This window comes from Henriciella mobilis (genome assembly GCF_003576285.1).
GTDB lineage: Bacteria > Pseudomonadota > Alphaproteobacteria > Caulobacterales > Hyphomonadaceae > Henriciella > Henriciella mobilis.
In genome coordinates this window covers 201,021-219,702 of sequence record NZ_QWFX01000006.1, presented here as the reverse complement: position 1 = coordinate 219,702, position 18,682 = coordinate 201,021, and the positions used below count along the sequence as shown (strand labels likewise).

Annotated in this window: 17 protein-coding genes; 6 read left to right on the top strand and 11 right to left on the bottom strand. The window is 62.7% G+C overall.

From position 1 onward, the window contains the following. Window positions 1-102 precede the first annotated feature (102 nt). The gene (locus D1223_RS05785) at window positions 103-528 is read left to right on the top strand and encodes a hypothetical protein (protein ID WP_119375480.1); all 426 of its coding nucleotides are present in this window, start codon (window positions 103-105) and stop codon (window positions 526-528) included. A 15-nt stretch (window positions 529-543) separates the two neighbouring features. Here D1223_RS05785 and D1223_RS05780 read toward each other — a convergent pair whose 3' ends face one another. Continuing rightward, window positions 544-2,706 carry a TonB-dependent receptor gene (locus D1223_RS05780; RefSeq protein ID WP_119375479.1) on the bottom strand — a complete coding sequence of 721 codons (2,163 nt, stop codon included), beginning with the start codon at window positions 2,704-2,706 and terminating at the stop codon, window positions 544-546. 498 nt (window positions 2,707-3,204) lie between these two features. Between D1223_RS05780 and D1223_RS18800 the strand changes: the two genes are divergently transcribed. Beyond that, on the top strand, window positions 3,205-4,035 hold the full coding sequence (locus tag D1223_RS18800) for a transglycosylase SLT domain-containing protein (protein WP_158588419.1): 831 nt from the start codon (window positions 3,205-3,207) through the stop codon (window positions 4,033-4,035). A 7-nt stretch (window positions 4,036-4,042) separates the two neighbouring features. Here D1223_RS18800 and D1223_RS05760 read toward each other — a convergent pair whose 3' ends face one another. From D1223_RS05760 to D1223_RS05745, 4 genes are all read right to left on the bottom strand, one after another. Next, a complete protein-coding gene (locus tag D1223_RS05760; RefSeq protein ID WP_119375476.1) occupies window positions 4,043-4,678 on the bottom strand; it encodes a hypothetical protein in 636 nt (211 codons plus the stop codon). Window positions 4,679-4,705: 27 nt separating this feature from the next. Then, the gene (locus tag D1223_RS05755) at window positions 4,706-6,922 is read right to left on the bottom strand and encodes a tetratricopeptide repeat protein (RefSeq protein ID WP_158588418.1); all 2,217 of its coding nucleotides are present in this window, start codon (window positions 6,920-6,922) and stop codon (window positions 4,706-4,708) included. 111 nt (window positions 6,923-7,033) lie between these two features. Then, window positions 7,034-7,756, bottom strand: coding sequence for a YiiX/YebB-like N1pC/P60 family cysteine hydrolase (locus tag D1223_RS05750; protein WP_119375474.1), 723 nt, complete (start codon window positions 7,754-7,756; stop codon window positions 7,034-7,036). Next, window positions 7,738-8,121, bottom strand: a complete 384-nt coding sequence (locus D1223_RS05745) for a hypothetical protein (RefSeq protein ID WP_119375473.1) — start codon at window positions 8,119-8,121, stop codon at window positions 7,738-7,740. Before D1223_RS05745 ends, D1223_RS05750 begins: the two co-directional genes overlap by 19 nt. Window positions 8,122-8,441: 320 nt before the next feature. Between D1223_RS05745 and D1223_RS05740 the strand changes: the two genes are divergently transcribed. The 3 genes from D1223_RS05740 (at window position 8,442) to D1223_RS05730 (ending at window position 11,584) form a co-directional block, all read left to right on the top strand. Next, window positions 8,442-9,305, top strand: coding sequence for a lipid A-modifier LpxR family protein (locus D1223_RS05740; protein WP_158586539.1), 864 nt, complete (start codon window positions 8,442-8,444; stop codon window positions 9,303-9,305). A 131-nt stretch (window positions 9,306-9,436) separates the two neighbouring features. Beyond that, window positions 9,437-10,444, top strand: coding sequence for a lipid A deacylase LpxR family protein (locus D1223_RS05735; protein ID WP_119375471.1), 1,008 nt, complete (start codon window positions 9,437-9,439; stop codon window positions 10,442-10,444). A 117-nt stretch (window positions 10,445-10,561) separates the two neighbouring features. After that, a complete protein-coding gene (locus D1223_RS05730; RefSeq protein WP_119375470.1) occupies window positions 10,562-11,584 on the top strand; it encodes a ribonucleotide-diphosphate reductase subunit beta in 1,023 nt (340 codons plus the stop codon). 97 nt (window positions 11,585-11,681) lie between these two features. Here D1223_RS05730 and D1223_RS05725 read toward each other — a convergent pair whose 3' ends face one another. The 6 genes from D1223_RS05725 to D1223_RS05700 form a co-directional block, all read right to left on the bottom strand. Further along, window positions 11,682-12,353, bottom strand: coding sequence for a DUF4167 domain-containing protein (locus D1223_RS05725; RefSeq protein ID WP_119375469.1), 672 nt, complete (start codon window positions 12,351-12,353; stop codon window positions 11,682-11,684). A 186-nt stretch (window positions 12,354-12,539) separates the two neighbouring features. Then, on the bottom strand, window positions 12,540-13,394 hold the full coding sequence (gene prmC / locus D1223_RS05720) for a peptide chain release factor N(5)-glutamine methyltransferase (protein WP_119375468.1): 855 nt from the start codon (window positions 13,392-13,394) through the stop codon (window positions 12,540-12,542). Next, complete coding sequence (prfA, locus tag D1223_RS05715) at window positions 13,387-14,463, bottom strand: peptide chain release factor 1 (protein WP_119375467.1); 1,077 nt, start codon at window positions 14,461-14,463, stop codon at window positions 13,387-13,389. Before prfA ends, prmC begins: the two co-directional genes overlap by 8 nt. Before the next feature lie 68 nt (window positions 14,464-14,531). After that, window positions 14,532-14,963 (bottom strand): MAPEG family protein, encoded by a 432-nt coding sequence (locus D1223_RS05710; protein ID WP_119375466.1) that lies wholly within the window; start codon window positions 14,961-14,963, stop codon window positions 14,532-14,534. A gap of 17 nt (window positions 14,964-14,980) precedes the next feature. Then, window positions 14,981-16,300: an alpha/beta hydrolase family protein gene (locus D1223_RS05705; protein WP_119375465.1), complete on the bottom strand. Its 1,320-nt coding sequence runs from the start codon at window positions 16,298-16,300 to the stop codon at window positions 14,981-14,983. 107 nt (window positions 16,301-16,407) lie between these two features. Beyond that, complete coding sequence (locus D1223_RS05700) at window positions 16,408-17,250, bottom strand: LytR/AlgR family response regulator transcription factor (protein WP_158588417.1); 843 nt, start codon at window positions 17,248-17,250, stop codon at window positions 16,408-16,410. 185 nt (window positions 17,251-17,435) lie between these two features. Between D1223_RS05700 and D1223_RS05695 the strand changes: the two genes are divergently transcribed. Continuing rightward, complete coding sequence (locus D1223_RS05695; protein WP_119375463.1) at window positions 17,436-18,638, top strand: acyltransferase family protein; 1,203 nt, start codon at window positions 17,436-17,438, stop codon at window positions 18,636-18,638. Window positions 18,639-18,682: the final 44 nt, after the last annotated feature.

The following is an 18,682-nucleotide window of genomic DNA, read 5'->3' as shown; positions in this document are numbered from 1 at the left end:
GAAAGGTTCTATTCAAATGGCGGCTGGTTCGCAAAGCGCTTGACGGCTGACGGCGCTCGAATTATCGTTTTTCAATAACACGATAATCGAAGGACACCTCCCATGCGCGCCGAACTTGTCCGTGTGAGCCTGCATCAGGTCGATATCAAGATCGTCACCGATGACGAGGAAATGCACGTCCTGCAATGGCGGCGCAACCTGCTCTGGGACGAGGTCCTGCTCGATGGCAAGCGCCAGGCGCATTCGGGCGGTTTCGGCCGCGAGCGCGTATACGGCCTTGTGTTCGACAAGGCTGTAGACGGCACAAGCGGCCGAAAGGTCATGCTGATCCTCGATCCACGCACCAGCTGGGGCAATTGGGGCAATCCGCACCAGCAGATAGCGGGCGTCCGCCTCGAGACCGCCGAAGGTCCTGTGGTCGCCTTCGGGACGCTCGATCCGAAAAACCTCCAGAAACCGGCTACCTTTGCCGACTGGATGAAGAAGACGATGGGCATGGAGTGGGGCGACGACCGCCGCCCGCACTGACAAGCCCACGCCGCGTCAGAAGACGAGCCGCACACCTGCACGCACATTCCGGCCCGGTGCAGGCACCGTGTCCTTCAGGACCGAGGTCGCATAACGCACCTCCTCATCGGTCACGTTGCGCACGTCCAGGAAGAGCTGCGTGCCCGGCCGCCCGATGCCCCAGTCCGAGACGTTCAGGGCTGTCCGCAGGTCGAGCGTGGTGTAGCCGTCCGTTGGCAGCTCGCCTTCGCCCGGATCGTTCTGATCGCCGGCAACAGACAGGCTGGCCCCGGCGGAGACGAGGCCCCAGTCGGCGTCCAGGGACGCATTGAACGTGACCGGCGGCATGAGCGGGACATTGCCGCCGCCACCCAGTTCGGCGGATACGAGGTCGACGCTGGCCCGTGCCGTCCAGTCGGCGCCGGCCGGTCCGTCATTCAGCTCGTAGTCGGCATAGACCTCGCCGCCCGTGAAATTCGCATCCTGTTGCGAGAACAGGTAGACCGGCAGGCCGTCCACCTCATCCACGAGCGCGCCGTCATGCATGACGCTGCCGGGTGCAAGATAGATGAAGCCGTCGAAGTGAGTGTAGAAAAGGTTCGCTCCGGCGCTGAAGCCGTCTCCGCGCCAGCGAAGCGTGCCCTCGATATTGAGCCCGCGCTCCTTTTCCAGCGAGGCATCGCCAACCTCATACTGGCTGGTGGCAAGGTGCGCTCCGTCGGCGAAAAGCTCGCTCTCGTTCGGCGCGCGTTCGGTCAGGCTGACCTGGCCGCCGACGAACCAGCCGGACTCCCAGTGCTGGTGCAGGCCGAATGAGCCGGAGAAAAGATCGAACGACTTGATGCCCGCGTTCACATTGTCGAGTTCGGTGAGGTCATAGCGAAGTCCGCCCTCGATGCCGAAGCCATTGTCCCACTCCCGGGTCTGATAAGCGAAGAGGCCGGCGGAGACCGTGTCTGTCCGTGTGATGAAGGCCTCGTCACCGAAGGCGTCGAGCGTCTTGTCCAGCGCCTGGAGACCAATCGCGCCCTCAAGCTCGCCAAATGCTGTGCCGAGTTCGATCCGGCCCTCCGCGCCATCGCTTTCATAGCGTGTGCCCGGTTCGCCGGGCGCTTCGAATTCTGTGTGGTCGTAATCGGCGAAGGACATGTTGCCTGCGATGCGGGTGAACGGCCCGGCAGAGAGGTCGGCACCGGCGCGAAGGTCGATGCGCGTCTGTTCGAGGTCGATGAAGGGCAGCTCCTCACCATGCGCCTCGTGATCTTCCTCGGCGGGGTCTGCCGCTTCGCCTTCATCATGCCCGTCCCCATGAGCGTGACCGGGCAGGCCGTAGGTCGATTCCTGGCGCCGCACAGCAATCCCCGCAAAGGCTTTATCGCCGACCCATGAAAGACCAGCTGCCAGCGAGTTTGTCTCCACGAAGGAATTCTCCACCGTGCCGCGGCTTTCCTCGTGCGCTTCCTCGCCTTCGTGCTCCTCTTCCTCTTCATGCTCATGGTCTTCCGACGCTCTCAGACGCGCGGATTTGGCAAAGCCAGGAATGTCATAGTCGCCGAAGTCGCGGGCGGACGCCGACAGGGTGAGAACGAAGGGGCCCGTGGTGAACCGGGTCTTCAGCGCACCCTCCTCGCCATCGTTCACGCCATTGACGGCGCCATAGGCTTCGCCGGAGACCGGCTCGTCCGGCAGGTCCTCGACGATCAGCCCGTCAATCACATTGACGACGCCGCCAATGGCCTGACCGCCATAGGCCAGCGCCGCGGGGCCGCGGAGAATCTCGATCTTGTCAGCATCGATACCGTCGCCAGCGACCTGGTGGTCGGGCGAGGCGGCGGACGCGTCGATGACGCCGATGCCATTGGTCAGCACCAGGACACGCTCGGCGCCGAGCCCGCGCAGCACGGGGCGGCTGGCAGCCTGTCCGAAATGCGTGGTTGAAACGCCGGGCTGGTTGTCCAGAGAATTGCCGAGCGAGGCAGACAGGGACTGCACGATATCATCGCGCGTGACGGCGCTGGCATTGCCGATCATCTCGTCGGTTTCGCGCTGCGGGCCGACACCGGTGACGATGACGGTGGACAGGGTTTCGGGCTCGTCTTCGCCGCCCTTGTCAGTGGTTTGTGCATGGGCGAGGGCGAACGAGCTGGTGCCCGCAATCAGGGTGGCCGCAAGCGTGCGGCGGATGGAACTGGAAAGCATGGGAGGAAAATCCTTCAGTCAACAGGGATGGCGCCCGGCGCCTCATGGCAGCGCGGGCAGCGGTCAGTCTCTATTGATGAAGGGCAGGTGGACTTCGCGGCGGCGGGGCACGGCCAGGCGGCTGCGACCATGGGCGGAAGTCGCGGGTCGGCTGCTCGGCAGCAAGGATCGCACGGGGCGGCTTGGGCAGGGGCGGCGCCAGCGGCAGGGGAGCAACTTCGGCGTGGACGGCCGAGGTCAGCTCGCAGGAGACACCATAGTGGTCGTGCGGCTGCTCTCCATGCGCGGCCGCATCATAAAGGGCAGCACCCTGAACCCAGAGGAACAAGGCAGTGAAGATCACCTTCACAGGCAGGGAAGCGGTCAGCCCACGCATAGTGTTATGAGATAACACAAGCGGTCTGCCGCGCAAGACGCTTGCTGCGCGTCCTGCGAATTCAGTTGCCGCGCCCTGTTCCGCCCCTAAGGTGCCGACCCTGAAGGACAAGGGAGGGTGGAGTGAAGAGACTGGTCCTGCCAGGCGCAATGCTGGCAATTCTCGTAGCGTGTGAAACGAACGAAGCGCCGACAGTGGTGGACACGCCGACCCCGCCGGTCGAGACAGCGGGCTCGCCGGTGACGACCGGGACTCCTGAAGTCCCGCCTGTGCCGGAGGCCCCTGCCGCTCCCGAGGCGCCTCCAGCGCCGGAAGCTCCATCGGCGACCGAAACGCCAGAAGCACCGGAGCCACCAGAGGCGCCCGCACCCGCCAGTGAAGTAGCCCGCTCCATCGAAACCGACTGGGCGCACATGCCCCAATCGGATGCGTGGACCGCGCTTGCCGCCGGTTCAATCGACGCGATCGGCAGCCCGCTTCTGGAGACGGTCCCGTCTGATATCGAGACCTTCTGCCCGGCCTATGAGAGGCTCGATGATACGGGACGGCGCGCCTTCTGGGTCGGCCTCCTGTCGGCCATGGCGCGCTTTGAGAGCGGCTTCGACCCCAGCGTCTCATTCGATGAGCGCGCTCATTGCCCGAGCTGTGACTGGGCGCTGACCCGTGACGGGCGCCACGTCATCAGCCGTGGCCTGTTGCAGCTCTCACAGGAAAGCGCGAATGCCTATCGCGGCTGCCCGGTTCCCATCGCCGACGAAGAAAAGCTGCACGAACCTGCGCTCAACCTGCGCTGCGGGGTGGCGATCATGAGCCGGCTTGTTTCCCGCGATGGTGTCATCAGCCGCAAGGACGGCCAGTGGAAGGGCGGCTCTGCCTATTGGAGCGTGCTCAGGCCAGGCAAGCTCGACGCGATCCAGGCCTATACATCCGCGACGGAGAATTGCGGAGGCTAAGACGTGCTCAGCGACTGCCGCAGGTTTCAGTCTCGACAATGCCGCGCAGCTGCAGGCTGCAGACCGCCTCGCCTTCAAGGCTGCAGACCTGTCCGCCGCCCTGCTCGGCACACATCCACTCCGTCACGTCGGCGCTGGCCGAATCCAGCTTGTAGGAGGCTGTCGCGGCAAAGGACCGGCACATCTGGCCGGCTTTGCGGGTCGCCTTCTCCTGCGCTGCGCTTTTGGCCGAAGCCACATCGCCCGACGGATCGGGCCCGCCATCGACAAATATGGCGAGGCGGCGCTCAACTGGCTCCCAGCGTTCTGTCTCGATGGTCCGGCTTGCCTGCAGCAGGTCCGCTGCATCGTCGCGGAAGACACCGCCAGGAAAGGACTGGATATGCTGGCGCAGGGCTTCGCAGCTATTGGTATCGAGGGCGTCCCAGGCCAGGCGTTCGCGCTTGGTCGGCTTGCCGCCGGCGCCGATGGCCCCGCAGAGATCGGCGATTCCAGGCTGCGCGAAGCCGAGTGAGCAGACAGAGTCCTGAACCGACAGCACGTTTGCAAAAAAGCTCAGGCCGCCGCCGAGGATCAGGGTGAGGGGGATGCCGAACATCAGGCCCCGCCTCGTCTTCTTCTGCGCTCCAGTCGACTCGTTCATGCTCGTCCTTTCTGCCTCAGTCCTGTTCTAATCCAGACCGAGCTGCTGAAGCCGCAGGTCTGTTTCCGTTGCCGACACCATCATCTTGATATCCATTGCGTCCATGGTGAGGTCGATGTTGCCCAGATCATTCTCCAGGAGACGCTGGTTGATCGACAAGGCTGTTTGGTATTCGGCGAGCGCCGTTTCATAATCCTTGCGATCGCGCGCAATGCTCCCAAGCAGCGAGTGTGACTCCTGCAGGTCGCGTTGGCGTCCAGTATCCGATGGCGCCTGCTCAGCGAGGGACTGAAGGGCCAGATGGCTCTTGCGGGCGTAGGTCTCGGCCTGGTCGAACTGCTTTTCATCGCGATAGTGCGTGGCGAGAAAACGCCGGCACGTGGCGAGATCCTCTAGCGCCTGATCGTCGCCCGGCGACTCGGCGACGAAGCCCGACCATATCTGTTCGGCCTCGATATAGCGCGCGACGGCCTCCTCGGACCTGCCGGTCAGTCTCAGCGGCAGAGCAGAGCTTTGCAGGGCGACAGCGAGCATCTCGGCATGGGCCGTCCGGGTCTGCTCGCGTTCCTGCAGCGCCCGGGCCTCGGCGATCGATTCGTCGAACAGCGCGTTGGCGGCGTCATACTTCTTCTGTCCCATCAGCATGCCGGCAAGACGAATACGGGACCATACCAGCTGTGTCTGGGCGCGAACATTGCCGCTGTCGATGGCAAGCACGCGCAGCAAGGCGGATTCGGCTTTCCGCTCTGCCGCTTCGCCACCCTTGTAGTCGCCGAAACCGACAAAGGCTGCAGCGTGCTGTGTCAGGGCGTATTGCAGGTCGAGCAGCCAGTTTGTGTTTGTGGGTTCGGTCTCGACGAGAGCCTCCAGCAGCCCTACGGCCTCCTCAAAATGGTCGGACGCGGAGACCAGGTCGACCTGTTGGTTATACCATCCAGCCAGCCGGATGTTGGTGATGGCCAGCGTGTGTTGCCATTCGGTGTTGCCGGGGTCGGTTTCGAGCAGCTCGGTCAGCAGGGCGCGGTGATCGCTAAGCGCGTCGAACCCACCCATCGTGGCCTTTATCGAAGAGATGCCGAGCCGCACCCGCGGCAGGCCCGGCACGCGTTCCAGCACGGCCTCGCGAAGTGCCAGCGCCTGGTTGAGTTTTTCGCGCTTTCCCGCCTCGTTCCCTTCCTTGCCGTCAACAAAGCCGAGAAAGGCCACGGCGTTTGACTTGCGCCAGGTAAAATTCGGATTGTCGGGTTCGAGGGCGACCAGCCGGTCGGCATGGGCTTCCGCGTCTTCATAGGCGCGGCGTGCGGCGCGAAGATCGCCCTGGTCCTCGTTCAGCTCTCCAATCAGCATTGACATTGCCGCCATGCCATCAAGGGCCGGAATACTGTCCGGATCGCTCGAAAGCACCGACTTCCAGGCATCGCTTGCGCCTGCAAGCAGGGCTTCGGCGCGTGAAAGGTTGCCCTGGTCCATGGCGACTTCGCTCGATACGACGAGGACTTCGGCGCGCTCTTCCGGACCCGAGGCCAGCGTTTCGGCCTGATCCAGCGCCGCACTCGCCTGACCAAGATCGCCTGCGGTCTTGTAGAGGTCACCCAGCACCATCCAGTCGCGAAACCGTGTCGGATCAAGGCGGGTGACTTCCTCGAAGCGGTCGATGACCTGCGCGGTGGTGAGGGTCCCGCTGTCGATGGCTTCAAGCGCCAGGTAGGCGATGGACCGCGCGTCCATGGCGTTGGCCCGGTCCAGTTCAGCCTGGCGCGCCCGCTCCTTGGCGGCGCGAAGCTCATCCAGCACGGTGATGGCGGCGAGCTGGTCGCCATTGTTGAACATGTCGAGCGCCCTGAGCCCTTCCGGCGTCGAGGCGATGTTCTCGAAGGCTTCTTCCAGCGTCGAGACTTCGCGGGCATAGGCTTCATCCAGCTGCGCCAGCAGGTCGATGATCTCGCGCTGTTTGGCGGCAACCACGCTTTCAAGTTCCTCGACGCGTCCGGAATTGTCGGCGGCGGACGGTGCGGCCTTGATCTGTTTGCGCAGGGCGTCGATCTGCTGGCGCGCTTCGAACAGTTGCTTGCTGTACTGGCGCTCCATTGCGGCCTGCGTCGCCGACGCGTTGTAGAGGGCCGCAGCCACTTCAGCGTCGACCGAATAGCTGGCCTGCGAAGCAGTTTGTGCGCGTGCTGGCGCCTGCGTTGGCGCGGCGAAAACGTACGCGGCGGCCAGTGGAATGGCGGCCAGGCGGCTCATGCGGACAGAAGACTTAAGGGCAGTTCTTATTCTGTTTTTTGGCATTTCTTCCCCTCTGAAGAGAAGATTTGCCACCGATTTTGCGAGGGGTCTACCCGCTTGCGTGGCTCACTATTGTTCGCAGTCACTGCCGGGCGGGCAGTCGGACACGTCGAGGTCAACAAGCTCCTCTGCCAGCGGATGGCGGGACAGGTCCGACAGGGCGATATAGGTGCGGCCCATCCGATGGCTCTTCTGCGGGACCGCATCGGCGCCGAGGCCTTTCGACATGGCGCGCCAGATAAGCTCGGTACAGTAGAGATTGTTCTCGCTGTCGAGATTGTAGCCCCGGTCGAAGGGGGTGCGACGCTCGGCTTTACCTCTGGCCCAGGCAAGCATCCGCGCGCGCTGGTCAGCGTCGAGCGCCAGGCGGAAGACTCCGACATGGTCGACATCGCCGAGAAAGGCCTCGAGCGGGACATCCCGGACGGCGCCGATCGCTTCGCCGGGCCCCGGGGGCTGTCCGGGATTGCCCGTTCCGGTATCGGCGTGAACGATGCCCGCATCACAGCCTCCGGCGTCTGGGCTGGCGTCCGGCCGGCCTTCGCCCTGCGTGTCGACAGTTACGACGAGGCCGACATGGCCCCAGCGCCGGTCGGTCGCATCAGACCAGCCCGCAGCGAGCTGCGTCCAGATTGCCGTGCTGGCCCCCTTGAAGACAAGATCGCCAGGCTGCAGGACAGGGCAGAGGCTTTGCGCCAGCCTCGCGGCCCGATCGCCATCCGGAGCGGCCAGGGCGCTTCCCGCTGCCGAAACAGCGCAAAGCGCGCCTGCGATCAGTACTTTGAAAAGCACGTATTGACGGAATTGGCCGACGGCACGGAGATATTCTGCTTGGCCTCTTCCAGCCCCTTGCCGAGCGTTTCGCCGGTACGGATGGCTCTGGCGATGGCCTTGGCATCCTTGATCGGCATCGGGTCGCCGGAATAGGACGAATTCTCATCGGACCAGAGCGGCGTCGTAATCCGACCCGCAATGCATTCGCAGGTCGAGACGTCATAGGCGTAATCGCCGGCCGCATTGGACCGCTCCACCGCCGCCGGACAGGCAGCAGTGGCCCGCGACGCGATATCTTCCAGCCGCTCAGGCTCTGATGTGGCGCAGGAAGCCAGCAGGAGGGCAGGCACGGCCAGTCCCGCCAGAATGGAAATGTGTCTCATAGTCGTCCCCTCAGACGTGTGGATGATATTCGGCTTATCCCCCTTCGCGCGAACCGGCAACGGCGCTGAAATTTCAATAGGTCGAAATTTTCTGAATTCGTTAACCCCTGTCTAACCATGCCGCGCGGCACGCAATCTGTAATGATGACGGGGCATGGAACCTTTTTGCGCCATGCGAATTACTGCTATGCGAGTTAAACATGAATTCACCCGAAAGGGACTCCCGGGCCGGCTGGCTTCATGATACATTAAGATAGAAACGGGACTCTCCTATGCAAGTTCGCTGGGGAGTTCGGACTATGAGAGGCGTCGGACAAGGAATGCTTTTAAGCGTATCCACACTTGCCGTGATTGCCTGCCAGGGCTGCCAGTCTGGCGCGAGCGGTGCTTATGGCACGAGCCTGCAGGTTCGTGACACCGCCAGTTCTACGCCAAGTCGTGCCGGTGTGATGCAGGCGTCCGGGCTGACCGGTTCGCGTGCCGCTCTGCCAACATCCGCCAGCGTTGTTGCTGCTGAGCCGGCGCTGCTCCTCCATACGTCTCCTGATTTCTCGCTGTCGCAGTCGCAGACCGTCCCGACACCGTCGATTTCCATTACACCGGTGCTCGGCCGGAGCGGCCTGGACGCCGACGTGTCCTTCAGCCCGGATTTCAGCGCACGGCGCATGTCGAATGCGTCGGCCATCATCGATTTTGAGGGCGCGCGCAAATCCGCCAATTTCAGCATGCCGGCCCGGTCAGTGAGAGAGTTCGATGCCTCCTTCACACTCTCGGCCGCGAATGCACAGACCGGCTTCGGCTTCGATGTCGGCGTCGTCCCACGCATGAGCGTGCGCAAGGACGGCCAGTTCGAAACCCGCCGCTTCGGTGGTGAAATCCGGATCGGTCAGAATTTCGACCAGCGCGGCGCTGATGTCGAAGCCAAGAGCTGGTACTTCTTTGCTGGCGCAGACGGCGAAGCGCTCGTCTATGAACCGTATGGCGATCGTGGCTGGACAAACAGCATGGCACTTCGTGACCAGGTGACGGTTGGTGACATGCAGGCCGGCCTGTCCCTCACCCAGGGCGGTGGCCAGCTATCGGTAAGCTATATCCGCCGCGAAATCTCATACAATGAGCGGGGCATGCAGGGCCGCGAGGACGTCGAGAACTTTGCCGGCATCAGCTTCACGCTGCGCCGCTAGGCTCTACAATAGAAAAATGCTGATTGATGCGGCGCAGTCTGCGATCGCGAGCTGATTTCTGTAATTTTAGCTGACGAGGCGCTGCCGGCACGCTAGGCCGCAGGAAATTCTCCTGTTCCGGTTTGCCCGCCATGCCATCCTTTCACCATTCAGTGATCCTGTCCGCCCTGTTTGTCCTGGCGCCGCTCGCCAGCGCGCAGGATGAAGGCGACACATCGAACAATCGCGGTGTCTGGTCCCTGACATCCGAGAACGACCTGTTTGGCGGAACGGACCGGAACTACACCAATGGCGTGCGCATCGAACGCGTCTCGCCAGCTAATGACGTCTTCCCGGTCTTGAACTGGGCGGCCGAGCGGCTTCCCTTCCTGGATCTTGAGCGGCGGAACCTGCGTCAGGGACTGGCGCTTTCACACGCCATCTTTACGCCGCAGGACATTACGCAGAGCGTGCCGGACCCGGACGACCGGCCTTATGCCGGCTGGCTTTACCTGTCGGGCACGGTTGTCGCATCGGACAGGCACATCCAGGATGTCCTGCAGCTCAATCTCGGCGTTGTGGGCCCGTCGGCGCTCGGCGAATTCGTGCAGACCAACTGGCATGAAATGATCGGTGCGCCGCAGCCCCAGGGCTGGGACTACCAGCTGCGCGACGAACCCGGGATCGAGCTGATCGCCCAGCGGATGGCCCTGTTTGACGGCCCGGACCTGCCTCTGGGGCTGCAAACTGATTTTGGTTTTTATGGCGGCGGCGCGCTCGGCAATGTGCGCACCTATGCAGGCACGGGCCTGGTCGGACGAATCGGCTGGGATCTCGAATCTGATTTTGGCCCGCCGCGAATCCGTCCGGCCCTTTCCGGCGCGGGGACCTTCTCCCCGGAAAAGCCGCTCGGCGCCTACCTGTTCGCCGGTCTCGACGGACGGGTTGTGCTGCGGGACATGTTCCTGGACGGCAATGCGTTCCGCGACGGGCCGCGCGTCGCCGATCGCAACAAGCTCGTCGGTGACTTCCAGGCAGGCCTTGCCGTGCATGTCGAGAATGTGCAGGTCGCCTTTACCTATGTGCACCGGACCGAGGAGTTCCAGCGGCAGGCGGGCCCGCAGCGGTTTGGCGCGGTGTCTGTCTCGGTGGCATACTGATCCACAGGCCGGCCTTTCGCTGTGGAAATTTGTTAACCCTCAGCTGTATATATCTTGCGTTCGAGAGATGTGTTTGGCACCATATATGGTGCTGATGATCCAGAAAGGGGTAAAGCCATGACACTCGTAAACACGTCAGGCGTCGGCCTGCTGACACCGAGCAAGGCTTACAAGCCGTTCCGCTATCCGTGGGCCTATGATTTCTGGAAAATCCAGCAGCAGGTTCACTGGCTGCCGGAAGAAGTTCCGCTCGGCGAGGACTGCAAGGACTGGTCGAACAAGCTGACTGACAAGGAGCGCAACCTGCTGACGCAGATCTTCCGCTTCTTCACCCAGTCGGACGTGGAAGTCGGCGCGAACTACATGGAAAACTACATGCCGCTCTTCAAACCGGTTGAAGTGCGCATGATGCTGGCCTCCTTCTCCAACATGGAGACGGTCCATATCGCTGCCTACGCCCTTCTGCTCGAGACGATCGGCATGCCGGACTCTGAGTTTGGCGCCTTCATGGAATATGAGCAGATGGCCGCCAAGCATGACTATCTTGGCCAGTTCGGCTGCGACACCGAAAAGGACATCCTGACCTCGATGGCCGTCTTCGGCGGGTTCACCGAGGGCCTGCAGCTGTTCGCATCCTTCGCGATGCTCATGAACTTCCCGCGCTTCAACAAGATGAAGGGGATGGGCCAGATCGTGTCCTGGTCGGTGCGTGACGAGTCGCTGCACTGCGAAGGCATGATGAAGATGTTCCATACCTTCGCCGAGGAGACGGGCGCGCTCACCAAGGATGTTAAGGACAATATCGCCGATTGCTGCCAGACCGTGGTGAAGCTCGAGGACAAGTTCATCGAACTGGCGTTCGAGGCGGGCGAAGTCCAGGGCATGACGCCAGACGATATCAAGCAGTATATCCGCTACATCGCCGACTGGCGCATGGGGCAGCTGAAGCTCGATCCGATCTACGGTGTCGACAAGCACCCGATCCCGTGGCTGACAGAAATCCTGAACGGCGTCGAGCATGCCAACTTCTTCGAGGCGCGCGCGACCGAGTATTCGAAAGGCGCAACGCAGGGCGACTGGCACGGCGCGGACGGCGTCTGGGCCATGTTCGACAAGAAGCGCCACATCGCCGCCGAATAGGCCGGCGGGCCCGCCGGGCCGGACGAGAATGGATCAAAACAAAAGGGCGCCCCGATCGGGGCGCCCTTTTTCGTGATTTCTGTGTTGCGGCAGCGGCCTATTCGGCGGCAGCCTCGGCCTGGCTGGATTCGCGGGAGTCATCGGAGCTGTCGTCGTCGCCACCGCTGCTACGGCCGCGGGCCAGTGTGGACATCACGCCGTCATTCTCGCCGGAAGCTTCAGCCTTCTTGCGATAGGTGCGCCGGCGCGGCTTGGACTGGCCGTCATCCTCGCCTGAGGAAGAGCTATCATCGGACGTGTTAGACTTGCCGTCATTGTCCGACGCAATGACCCGCATCGGATCATCCTTGTCTTCCTTCTCGGCTTTCGGCTTGCGGCCACGGCCGCGCGGCTTCTTGCCGTCATTGCTCTCGTCCTGCGAGCCGGAATTGTCCTGATTGTTCTGCGACTCATTGGAGTTGTCGTCAGACGAGGTGTTGTCATTGTCCTCGTCATCATCCGAACTGTTGTCGTCATTCTTGTTGCGCGGCTTGTCCTTCTGGAAGCTCGCAACGATGCGCGCATAGTGTTCGGCATGCTGGAAATGCGCTTCGGCCTTCACCCGGTCGCCGGCTGTCAGGGCATCGCGCGCATATTGCTGATACTTGTCGAGAATCTGCTGCGCCGAACCACGGATTTTCACGTCCGGGCCGGTGCTCTCATAGTGCCGGTTCGGATTATTGCTGTTGTTTCCACCTGAACGGCGTCCACGTCCGCGCTTGCGTTGCATACGCTAAGTTCCTGATCCCGTTCTTGTCTGTAATCTCAGACCGTTCGCGTCACATCCCGGTCGGGAATATACTCAGTGATGTTTCGCTTGCTCCTGGCGGGGCATCCATTCTCATGAGAAGGAGCCCTCTGGCCGACTCTTGCTCTAGCGCGCATTTGGGCTTTCGCCAAGCCCCCTGCTGCGCTTTCAACGCCTTGCGGCAACAACGCGGTCCCGCTGACCATGGTCCTGTCCACAGGAAATGGACCCGAAGCCGGCCTTTTCGAGCAGCCCGGTGACCGCTTCACGCTGGTCGAAACCGATTTCGAAGACCAGCCACGCCCCTTCCTTCAGGCGTGCCGCCGCGAGCGAGATAATCGACCGGTAGGCCTCCAGGCCGTCCTCTCCGCCATCCAGCGCGTCATGTGGCTCGAAGGCGCGCACGCTTGCGTCGAGCGTGGCGATCGTTCCTGTCCGGATATAGGGCGGATTGGAAATGATGAGATCGACGTCGCCCCAGCCATCCCAGTCTTCCCAGGATCCGATGGTGATCGACGCGCGGCTCCTGACCCGGTGACGAATGAGGTTCTTTCGTGCGATCGCGGCGGCGGCCGACGATTTCTCGACCGCATGGCCGCTCAGCCCGGGCTGGTTTTTCAATAGCGCAATCAGCAGGCAGCCCGTTCCCGTGCCGAGATCGGCGACACGCGCCGTCCGGCCGAGCGGCAGGCGCGCAAGGGCTTCGTCGACGACAACCTCGCTGTCGGCCCGCGGGATCAGTGTCTCGCGCGTGCAGTAGAAGTCGAGGCCGTAAAAGCTCGCGACGCCCGTCAGGTATTCGAAGGGCTCACCCGAGACGCGCCGCTCGACCAGGTCAAAGAATGCGCCGCGGGCCTTGTCATCCATTTCGGACAGCTCTTCGCGAATGAGATCGGACGCACTCATTGAGCAAACATGCTGCATCAGCTGGCGCGCTTCGCGGCCAGGCTTGTGGAAGCCGGCGCTTTTCAGCCGCGCAGCGGCAATTGCCAGCTGGGCCTTGAAGGTTCTCGCCTCATGCATCTTCGTCCATGGCGGCCAGCTTGCGCGCCTGGTCCTCGGCGATCAGCGCGGAAATGACCTCGTCCAGCTTGTCGCCGGTGATGATCTTGTCGAGTGAATGGAGCGTCAGGTTGATGCGATGGTCGCTGACCCTGTTTTCGGGATAGTTGTAGGTCCGCACTTTCTGCGAACGGTCGCCCGATCCGATCTGGTCCTTGCGAGCTTCGGCACGCGCGGAATCCTTCTCCTCGCGCTCGCGTTCATAGAGGCGGATCTTCAGCTGCTCCATCGCCTTTTCGCGGTTCACATGCTGGGACTTTTCCGAGCTGGTCGTCACGATGCCGGTGGGCAGGTGGGTGATGCGCACCGCCGAGTCGGTTGTGTTGACGTGCTGGCCGCCCGCGCCCGAGGAGCGCATTGTATCGATCCGGATGTCCTCCGGGCGCACGTCGATTTCGATGTTTTCAGGGGCCGGCAGCACGGCGACCGTCGCGGCGGAGGTGTGGATGCGCCCGCCGCTTTCGGTTTCCGGAACCCGCTGCACGCGGTGAACGCCGCTTTCCCATTTCATCTTACCGAAGACGCCATCGCCTTCGATATTGGCGATGATTTCCTTGTACCCCCCGACATCGCCTTCGGAGACGGACACCACATCCACTTTCCAGCCTTCCAGCTGGGCGTAGCGCGAATACATACGGAAGAGGTCGCCTGCAAAAAGGGCCGCCTCGTCGCCGCCTGTGCCCGCGCGCACTTCGAGGACGATATTGGCCTTGTCGTCGATATCCTTGGGGATGAGCAGCAGCTGGACTTCCTTTTCCAGCGCCGGCAGCCGTTCCTTGATGTCGTAGTATTCCTCGGTCGCCAGCTCGGCCATGTCCTTGTCGGCGCCGTTCATCATCGTCTCGGCGTCCTTGAGCTGCGCTTTCAGGTCGATCAGCTCCTTGGCCTTGTCGGCAACGGGTTTCAGCTCGGCATGCTCGCGCGAGAGCTGGACGATCTCGTCGCCATCGGTTGTCGCGCCCATACGGGCTTCGACCTGGTCGAACCGGTCAATGACCTGTTCAAGGCGGGAAACGGGAATAGTGGCCATGACCCCGCGTCTAAAACGAAACGCGATGCGGGGGAAGCTCCCCCGCGCCGCTCATATGCTTCAAAGGATCAGGCGACGATCCGGATCACTTCCTTAACAGCCATCACGATCAGCACGATGGAGCTGAGCATGAAGACCAGGAAGCGCTGCGTGACCTGGGATGACAGCACCTGCACCAGCGAATGAATGACGCGCAGGCCGACATAGGCCCAGGCGAGATACATGAAGATGTTGTCGCTCCCGCCTGTCAGCGCCGCAAAGAAGACCAGCGCGTAGAAGATGGTCGGCTGCTCGTGCAGGTGATTGTAATTGTCCGCGACCGACCGGACGCTGGACGGGATCTTGTCATTGTAACCGGCACCCGGATGGCGCGCATCGTTCGGATCGATCTTCGCTTTCTGCATGGCCGGGATGCGCGTGGCATACATCCAGAGCAGCATGACGAGCGTCCACACAATAAGGGCGAGGACGGGATAAAGGTCTTCGGCTTGAAACGGCATTTTATAGTTCCTCCCAGCTAATTGCCGGGAGAGACGCTAGCCGTATTCGAGGCGGCTGGCACCTCGTTTCCTTGCGGCATGACCTGGTCAAGCCAGTCGAGCCAGAAATCCCAGTCCTGTCCAGTGATCGCGTGTCCGCCGGCGCGCATCCAGAAGACAAGGTCGGCATCGGCGCTCGCCTCGCGCATGCCGGACTGGTCGAGACCGCCCGTGCCGGCGGCCTTGTAGACGGGATCGGCCTCCAGCGTGGCCCGCCAGCTGCCATTCGGGTCAGACCAGACATCGCGCCGCCCATTGCCGATGAGCAGCGGGGTCGGTGCGTTCAGGGCGATCAGGGCGTGCATGTCGACCGGCGTTGTGTTCGGGCCTTCGGCATCGAAAGCCTGATACGCAGGATCGAACCAGTGGGGGTAGTTTTTCACCATCCCTTCAACGGTCTCGCCCGGCTTGTCCCGGCTGAGCGCCGTGCCGCCTGTGCCGGCCTGGTGGGCAATGATCGCATCGATGCTTCTGTCATAAGTGCCGGCAACCAGCGCCGACTTTCCCGAGCGCGAATGGCCGATGATCGCCGTGCGCGCCGGATCGGTCCGCGGGTCGTCTTCAAGAATGTCGATGGCGGCCGAAAAGCCGGCCGCCCAACCGGATACCGCACCGGTGATTTCGCCGCGCGGACCGTGCGGGAAGTCAGGCATCAGGGCGCGTGCAGGTTTCCGCGAATCCGGGATGAGTTCGGAGGTGTAGAAGCTCGCATAGGCATAACCGCGCGTGAGCACCTGCTCCATGGGCGGGCTGGAAATGTAACGGCCGAAGATCAGCCGCGCGACGCGCGACATCGTGCTGTCCTCCCCGCCGCCGCAAAAGTCGCTGACGCTCTCGTCGATTGGTGGGGACATGTCCGGGTACTGGAAAGCGGTCTGGTTGCCACAGAAGGACTGGCTGATGATTACCGGAACAGGCATGTCCGATTGCGGCCAGGCAATGCCGAGCGTGAACTGGCGGGACTTTCCGCTGCCCTGGATCTCGATGATGTACTCCTCGAGGCTTGCCAGCCCGCCAATATAGGCGTCGTCGATGACCTCATGGCTGACGAGGCGGGCTTCAACACCTTCGGGGAAGGGCCCGAAGACATGGGTCTCCAGCCTCGCCTTCCACATCTCGCGTTCGGCGAGGAATTCTTCCGGGTCATCGGCAATCGGCGGGTAGGCCGCTGGCTTTCCATCGACATCGAGGCTGGCATAGTTGAGCCCCAGCTGCGTGCAATTGGCCATGCCGGTCAGCAGTATAAGCCCGACAAACACGCGCCCGACCCAGCCAAGACCCGTCAATAGCAGTTTCATGAAGCTTCCTCCGACGCGCGAAGCCTTAGCAGCCCGTTGGCCATCGCGGAATTCAAATCACGGGCTTGTGTTCGGTCAATTGCAGCGCCCGCCACCAGACGAAGCGATCATGTCCGTGCATCGTAGCGGTCACGGTAGCGGCGCGAGCCGGGCACTTCCTCGCCTGTGTCGAGGACAAGCGTGACATCGCCTTCACCCGTCGGAATGATTTCGCGGATATGGTTGGTATCGACGATGTGCGAGCGGTGCACGCGCACATGCCGCCCGCCGGCACTTTCGAGAAGCTTCTCAAGCTCGCTGAGCGTTGCGCGCGCCAGATAGGTCCGGCCCGGCGTGACCACTTCGACATAATTCGACGCGGCCCGGACCCGGATGATGTCGCCGGCATCGACGAAGAAGGTCCGCCCGCCGGATTTCAGGGTCAGGCGGTGGCGTTCGCTGGCTTCGGCCTGTGCCGCTTTCGCTTCCAGTCCACGCTGTTCGGCCAGCCGGTTCATGGCAAAGAGCGCGGCGATCAGGGCGTAGGTGAGCAGGTCCTTGCGGAATTCGTAGAGCCAGACAGAGGGATCAGCGAAACCAAAATCATAGGGCACGCCGAATACGAGCGGCGTCAGCAGCTTTCGCAGGGCGACCATGGCGACGATGTGCACGGCCGAGAAGACGACGGTTGCGGCAAGATGCATCGGCAGGCTGCGCCGCCAGGCCGAGAGCGGGTAGCGGCTCAGCATGAAGGTGATGAACGGCGTCAGCGCAAAGACGACGAGGTGGGACGTCGCCTGTGACAGCCAGGGCAAGTCGGGATAGGCCGCGCCAGCCCGCCTCAAATCGTGCTGGTCCGACATCGACAGGACGATGAACGAGGCAAACAGGAAGCAGCCGAAATAGAGATAGGTTCGCCGGTCGGCACGCCGGTCGGCTTCCAATTCGGGGTGGCGGATGTCCTCAGTCATCAGCGCTTCCTTGCCACATACCGGTTCGCAGCCGAAGCGCTTTCCGCGCCGCCCGTCCCGGCATGCCGCCACTCGTCCCAGCGGCCAGCCACTTGTCCCGCCCGGCCTCGTTTCGCGTCTTCGCAGCTGATGGCCTGGGGTCATTCTGCCACGGTCGGCTCAAACCTGACTGGAGACTTCGCCCCGTGACCAAATTCAACACAAGGCGCCATGACCTCGACTGGCTGCGTATCATCGCCTTCCTGCTGCTGATCTTCTACCATATCGGCATGTTCTACGTGCCGTGGGAGTGGCACGTGAAAAGCGTGCATGCGGGCGAGGGCGCCGAGCCGCTGATGAGCCTGCTCAACCCGTGGCGGCTGTCGCTGCTATTCTTCATATCCGGTGTCGCCCTGCGCTTCCTGTCGGCCAAGCTGGGCGCGGGCGGGCTGGCGAGAGACCGGGTGGTTCGCATGGGCCTGCCGATCCTCGCCGGGGTGGTGCTTGTCGTTGCCCCGCAGAGCTGGCTGCAGCTTGTCGAGAGCGGCGAGTTCGATGGCGGTTTCCTTGCCTTCTATCCGCAATACCTGAACCCGGCCTCGGACTTTTCCATCATCACCCCGACCTGGAACCATCTCTGGTACATTGTCTACCTGCTGGTCTATTCGCTGATGCTGGCGCCTGTTGCCGGGCCGATTTCACGCTTCATGGAAGGGCGCGGCGCAGCGATTACGGGACGGCTTTTCGCAGGCCGTCTGGGCATCGTGATGGTTATCGCGCTCCCGCTGCTGCCGCACACCGCCTATCGGCTGTTTCTCGATCCATACTTTCCGACAACCCACAATCTCGTCTGGGACTGGGCCAACCACGCCCACAGTCTGACCATTCTGATGACGGGTTTCCTGCTGGCGAAGGATGCCGCCTTTTGGGCCGCCATTCGCCGCGCCATCCTGCCGGTGATTGTCTTGACGCTTGCTCTCGGGAGCGGTCTGACAATTGTCTGGAGCAACTGGGACATGCTGGCCAGCAGCACCTCCGGCTGGGACTGGATCATCTGGCCGGCCCGCATGGCGCGGATTGCTTATGCCTGGCTGGCGATCCTGTCGCTGCTGGCGCTGGCGGAACGCTATCTCAACCGGGCTGGCCCAGCGCTCACCTACATGACCGAGGCGGTCTTCCCCTGGTACATCCTGCACCAGACCATCATCGTGATGGCCGGGTTCTGGCTGACCCGGCAGGGCCTTGATGTCTGGACCGAGTTTGCGCTTCTGGTCCTCGTGACCATGGGTGGTTGCGCCCTGCTGCACGAATATCTCATCCGGCGGGTGGGCTGGCTGCGGCCATGGTTCGGGCTGAAACCAAAACCGTCCCGGCGGCCAGCGGCCATGGAACAGGGCAGCCCGGCCTGAACCTGGATTTTGGCTTCACGCTGGCGAAAAGCGGCAGTAGGAAA

What these genes read in the sequence shown, in the direction of transcription:
- D1223_RS05785 (WP_119375480.1), top strand. Translation starts at nt 103, where the DNA reads ATGCGCGCCGAACTTGTCCGTGTGAGCCTGCATCAGGTCGATATCAAG.
- D1223_RS05780 (WP_119375479.1), bottom strand. Translation starts at nt 2,706, where the DNA reads ATGCTTTCCAGTTCCATCCGCCGCACGCTTGCGGCCACCCTGATTGCG.
- D1223_RS05760 (WP_119375476.1), bottom strand. Translation starts at nt 4,678, where the DNA reads ATGAACGAGTCGACTGGAGCGCAGAAGAAGACGAGGCGGGGCCTGATG.
- D1223_RS05755 (WP_158588418.1), bottom strand. Translation starts at nt 6,922, where the DNA reads ATGAGCCGCCTGGCCGCCATTCCACTGGCCGCCGCGTACGTTTTCGCC.
- D1223_RS05745 (WP_119375473.1), bottom strand. Translation starts at nt 8,121, where the DNA reads ATGAGACACATTTCCATTCTGGCGGGACTGGCCGTGCCTGCCCTCCTG.
- D1223_RS05740 (WP_158586539.1), top strand. Translation starts at nt 8,442, where the DNA reads ATGCTTTTAAGCGTATCCACACTTGCCGTGATTGCCTGCCAGGGCTGC.
- D1223_RS05735 (WP_119375471.1), top strand. Translation starts at nt 9,437, where the DNA reads ATGCCATCCTTTCACCATTCAGTGATCCTGTCCGCCCTGTTTGTCCTG.
- D1223_RS05730 (WP_119375470.1), top strand. Translation starts at nt 10,562, where the DNA reads ATGACACTCGTAAACACGTCAGGCGTCGGCCTGCTGACACCGAGCAAG.
- D1223_RS05725 (WP_119375469.1), bottom strand. Translation starts at nt 12,353, where the DNA reads ATGCAACGCAAGCGCGGACGTGGACGCCGTTCAGGTGGAAACAACAGC.
- prmC (WP_119375468.1), bottom strand. Translation starts at nt 13,394, where the DNA reads ATGCATGAGGCGAGAACCTTCAAGGCCCAGCTGGCAATTGCCGCTGCG.
- prfA (WP_119375467.1), bottom strand. Translation starts at nt 14,463, where the DNA reads ATGGCCACTATTCCCGTTTCCCGCCTTGAACAGGTCATTGACCGGTTC.
- D1223_RS05710 (WP_119375466.1), bottom strand. Translation starts at nt 14,963, where the DNA reads ATGCCGTTTCAAGCCGAAGACCTTTATCCCGTCCTCGCCCTTATTGTG.
- D1223_RS05705 (WP_119375465.1), bottom strand. Translation starts at nt 16,300, where the DNA reads ATGAAACTGCTATTGACGGGTCTTGGCTGGGTCGGGCGCGTGTTTGTC.
- D1223_RS05700 (WP_158588417.1), bottom strand. Translation starts at nt 17,250, where the DNA reads ATGACTGAGGACATCCGCCACCCCGAATTGGAAGCCGACCGGCGTGCC.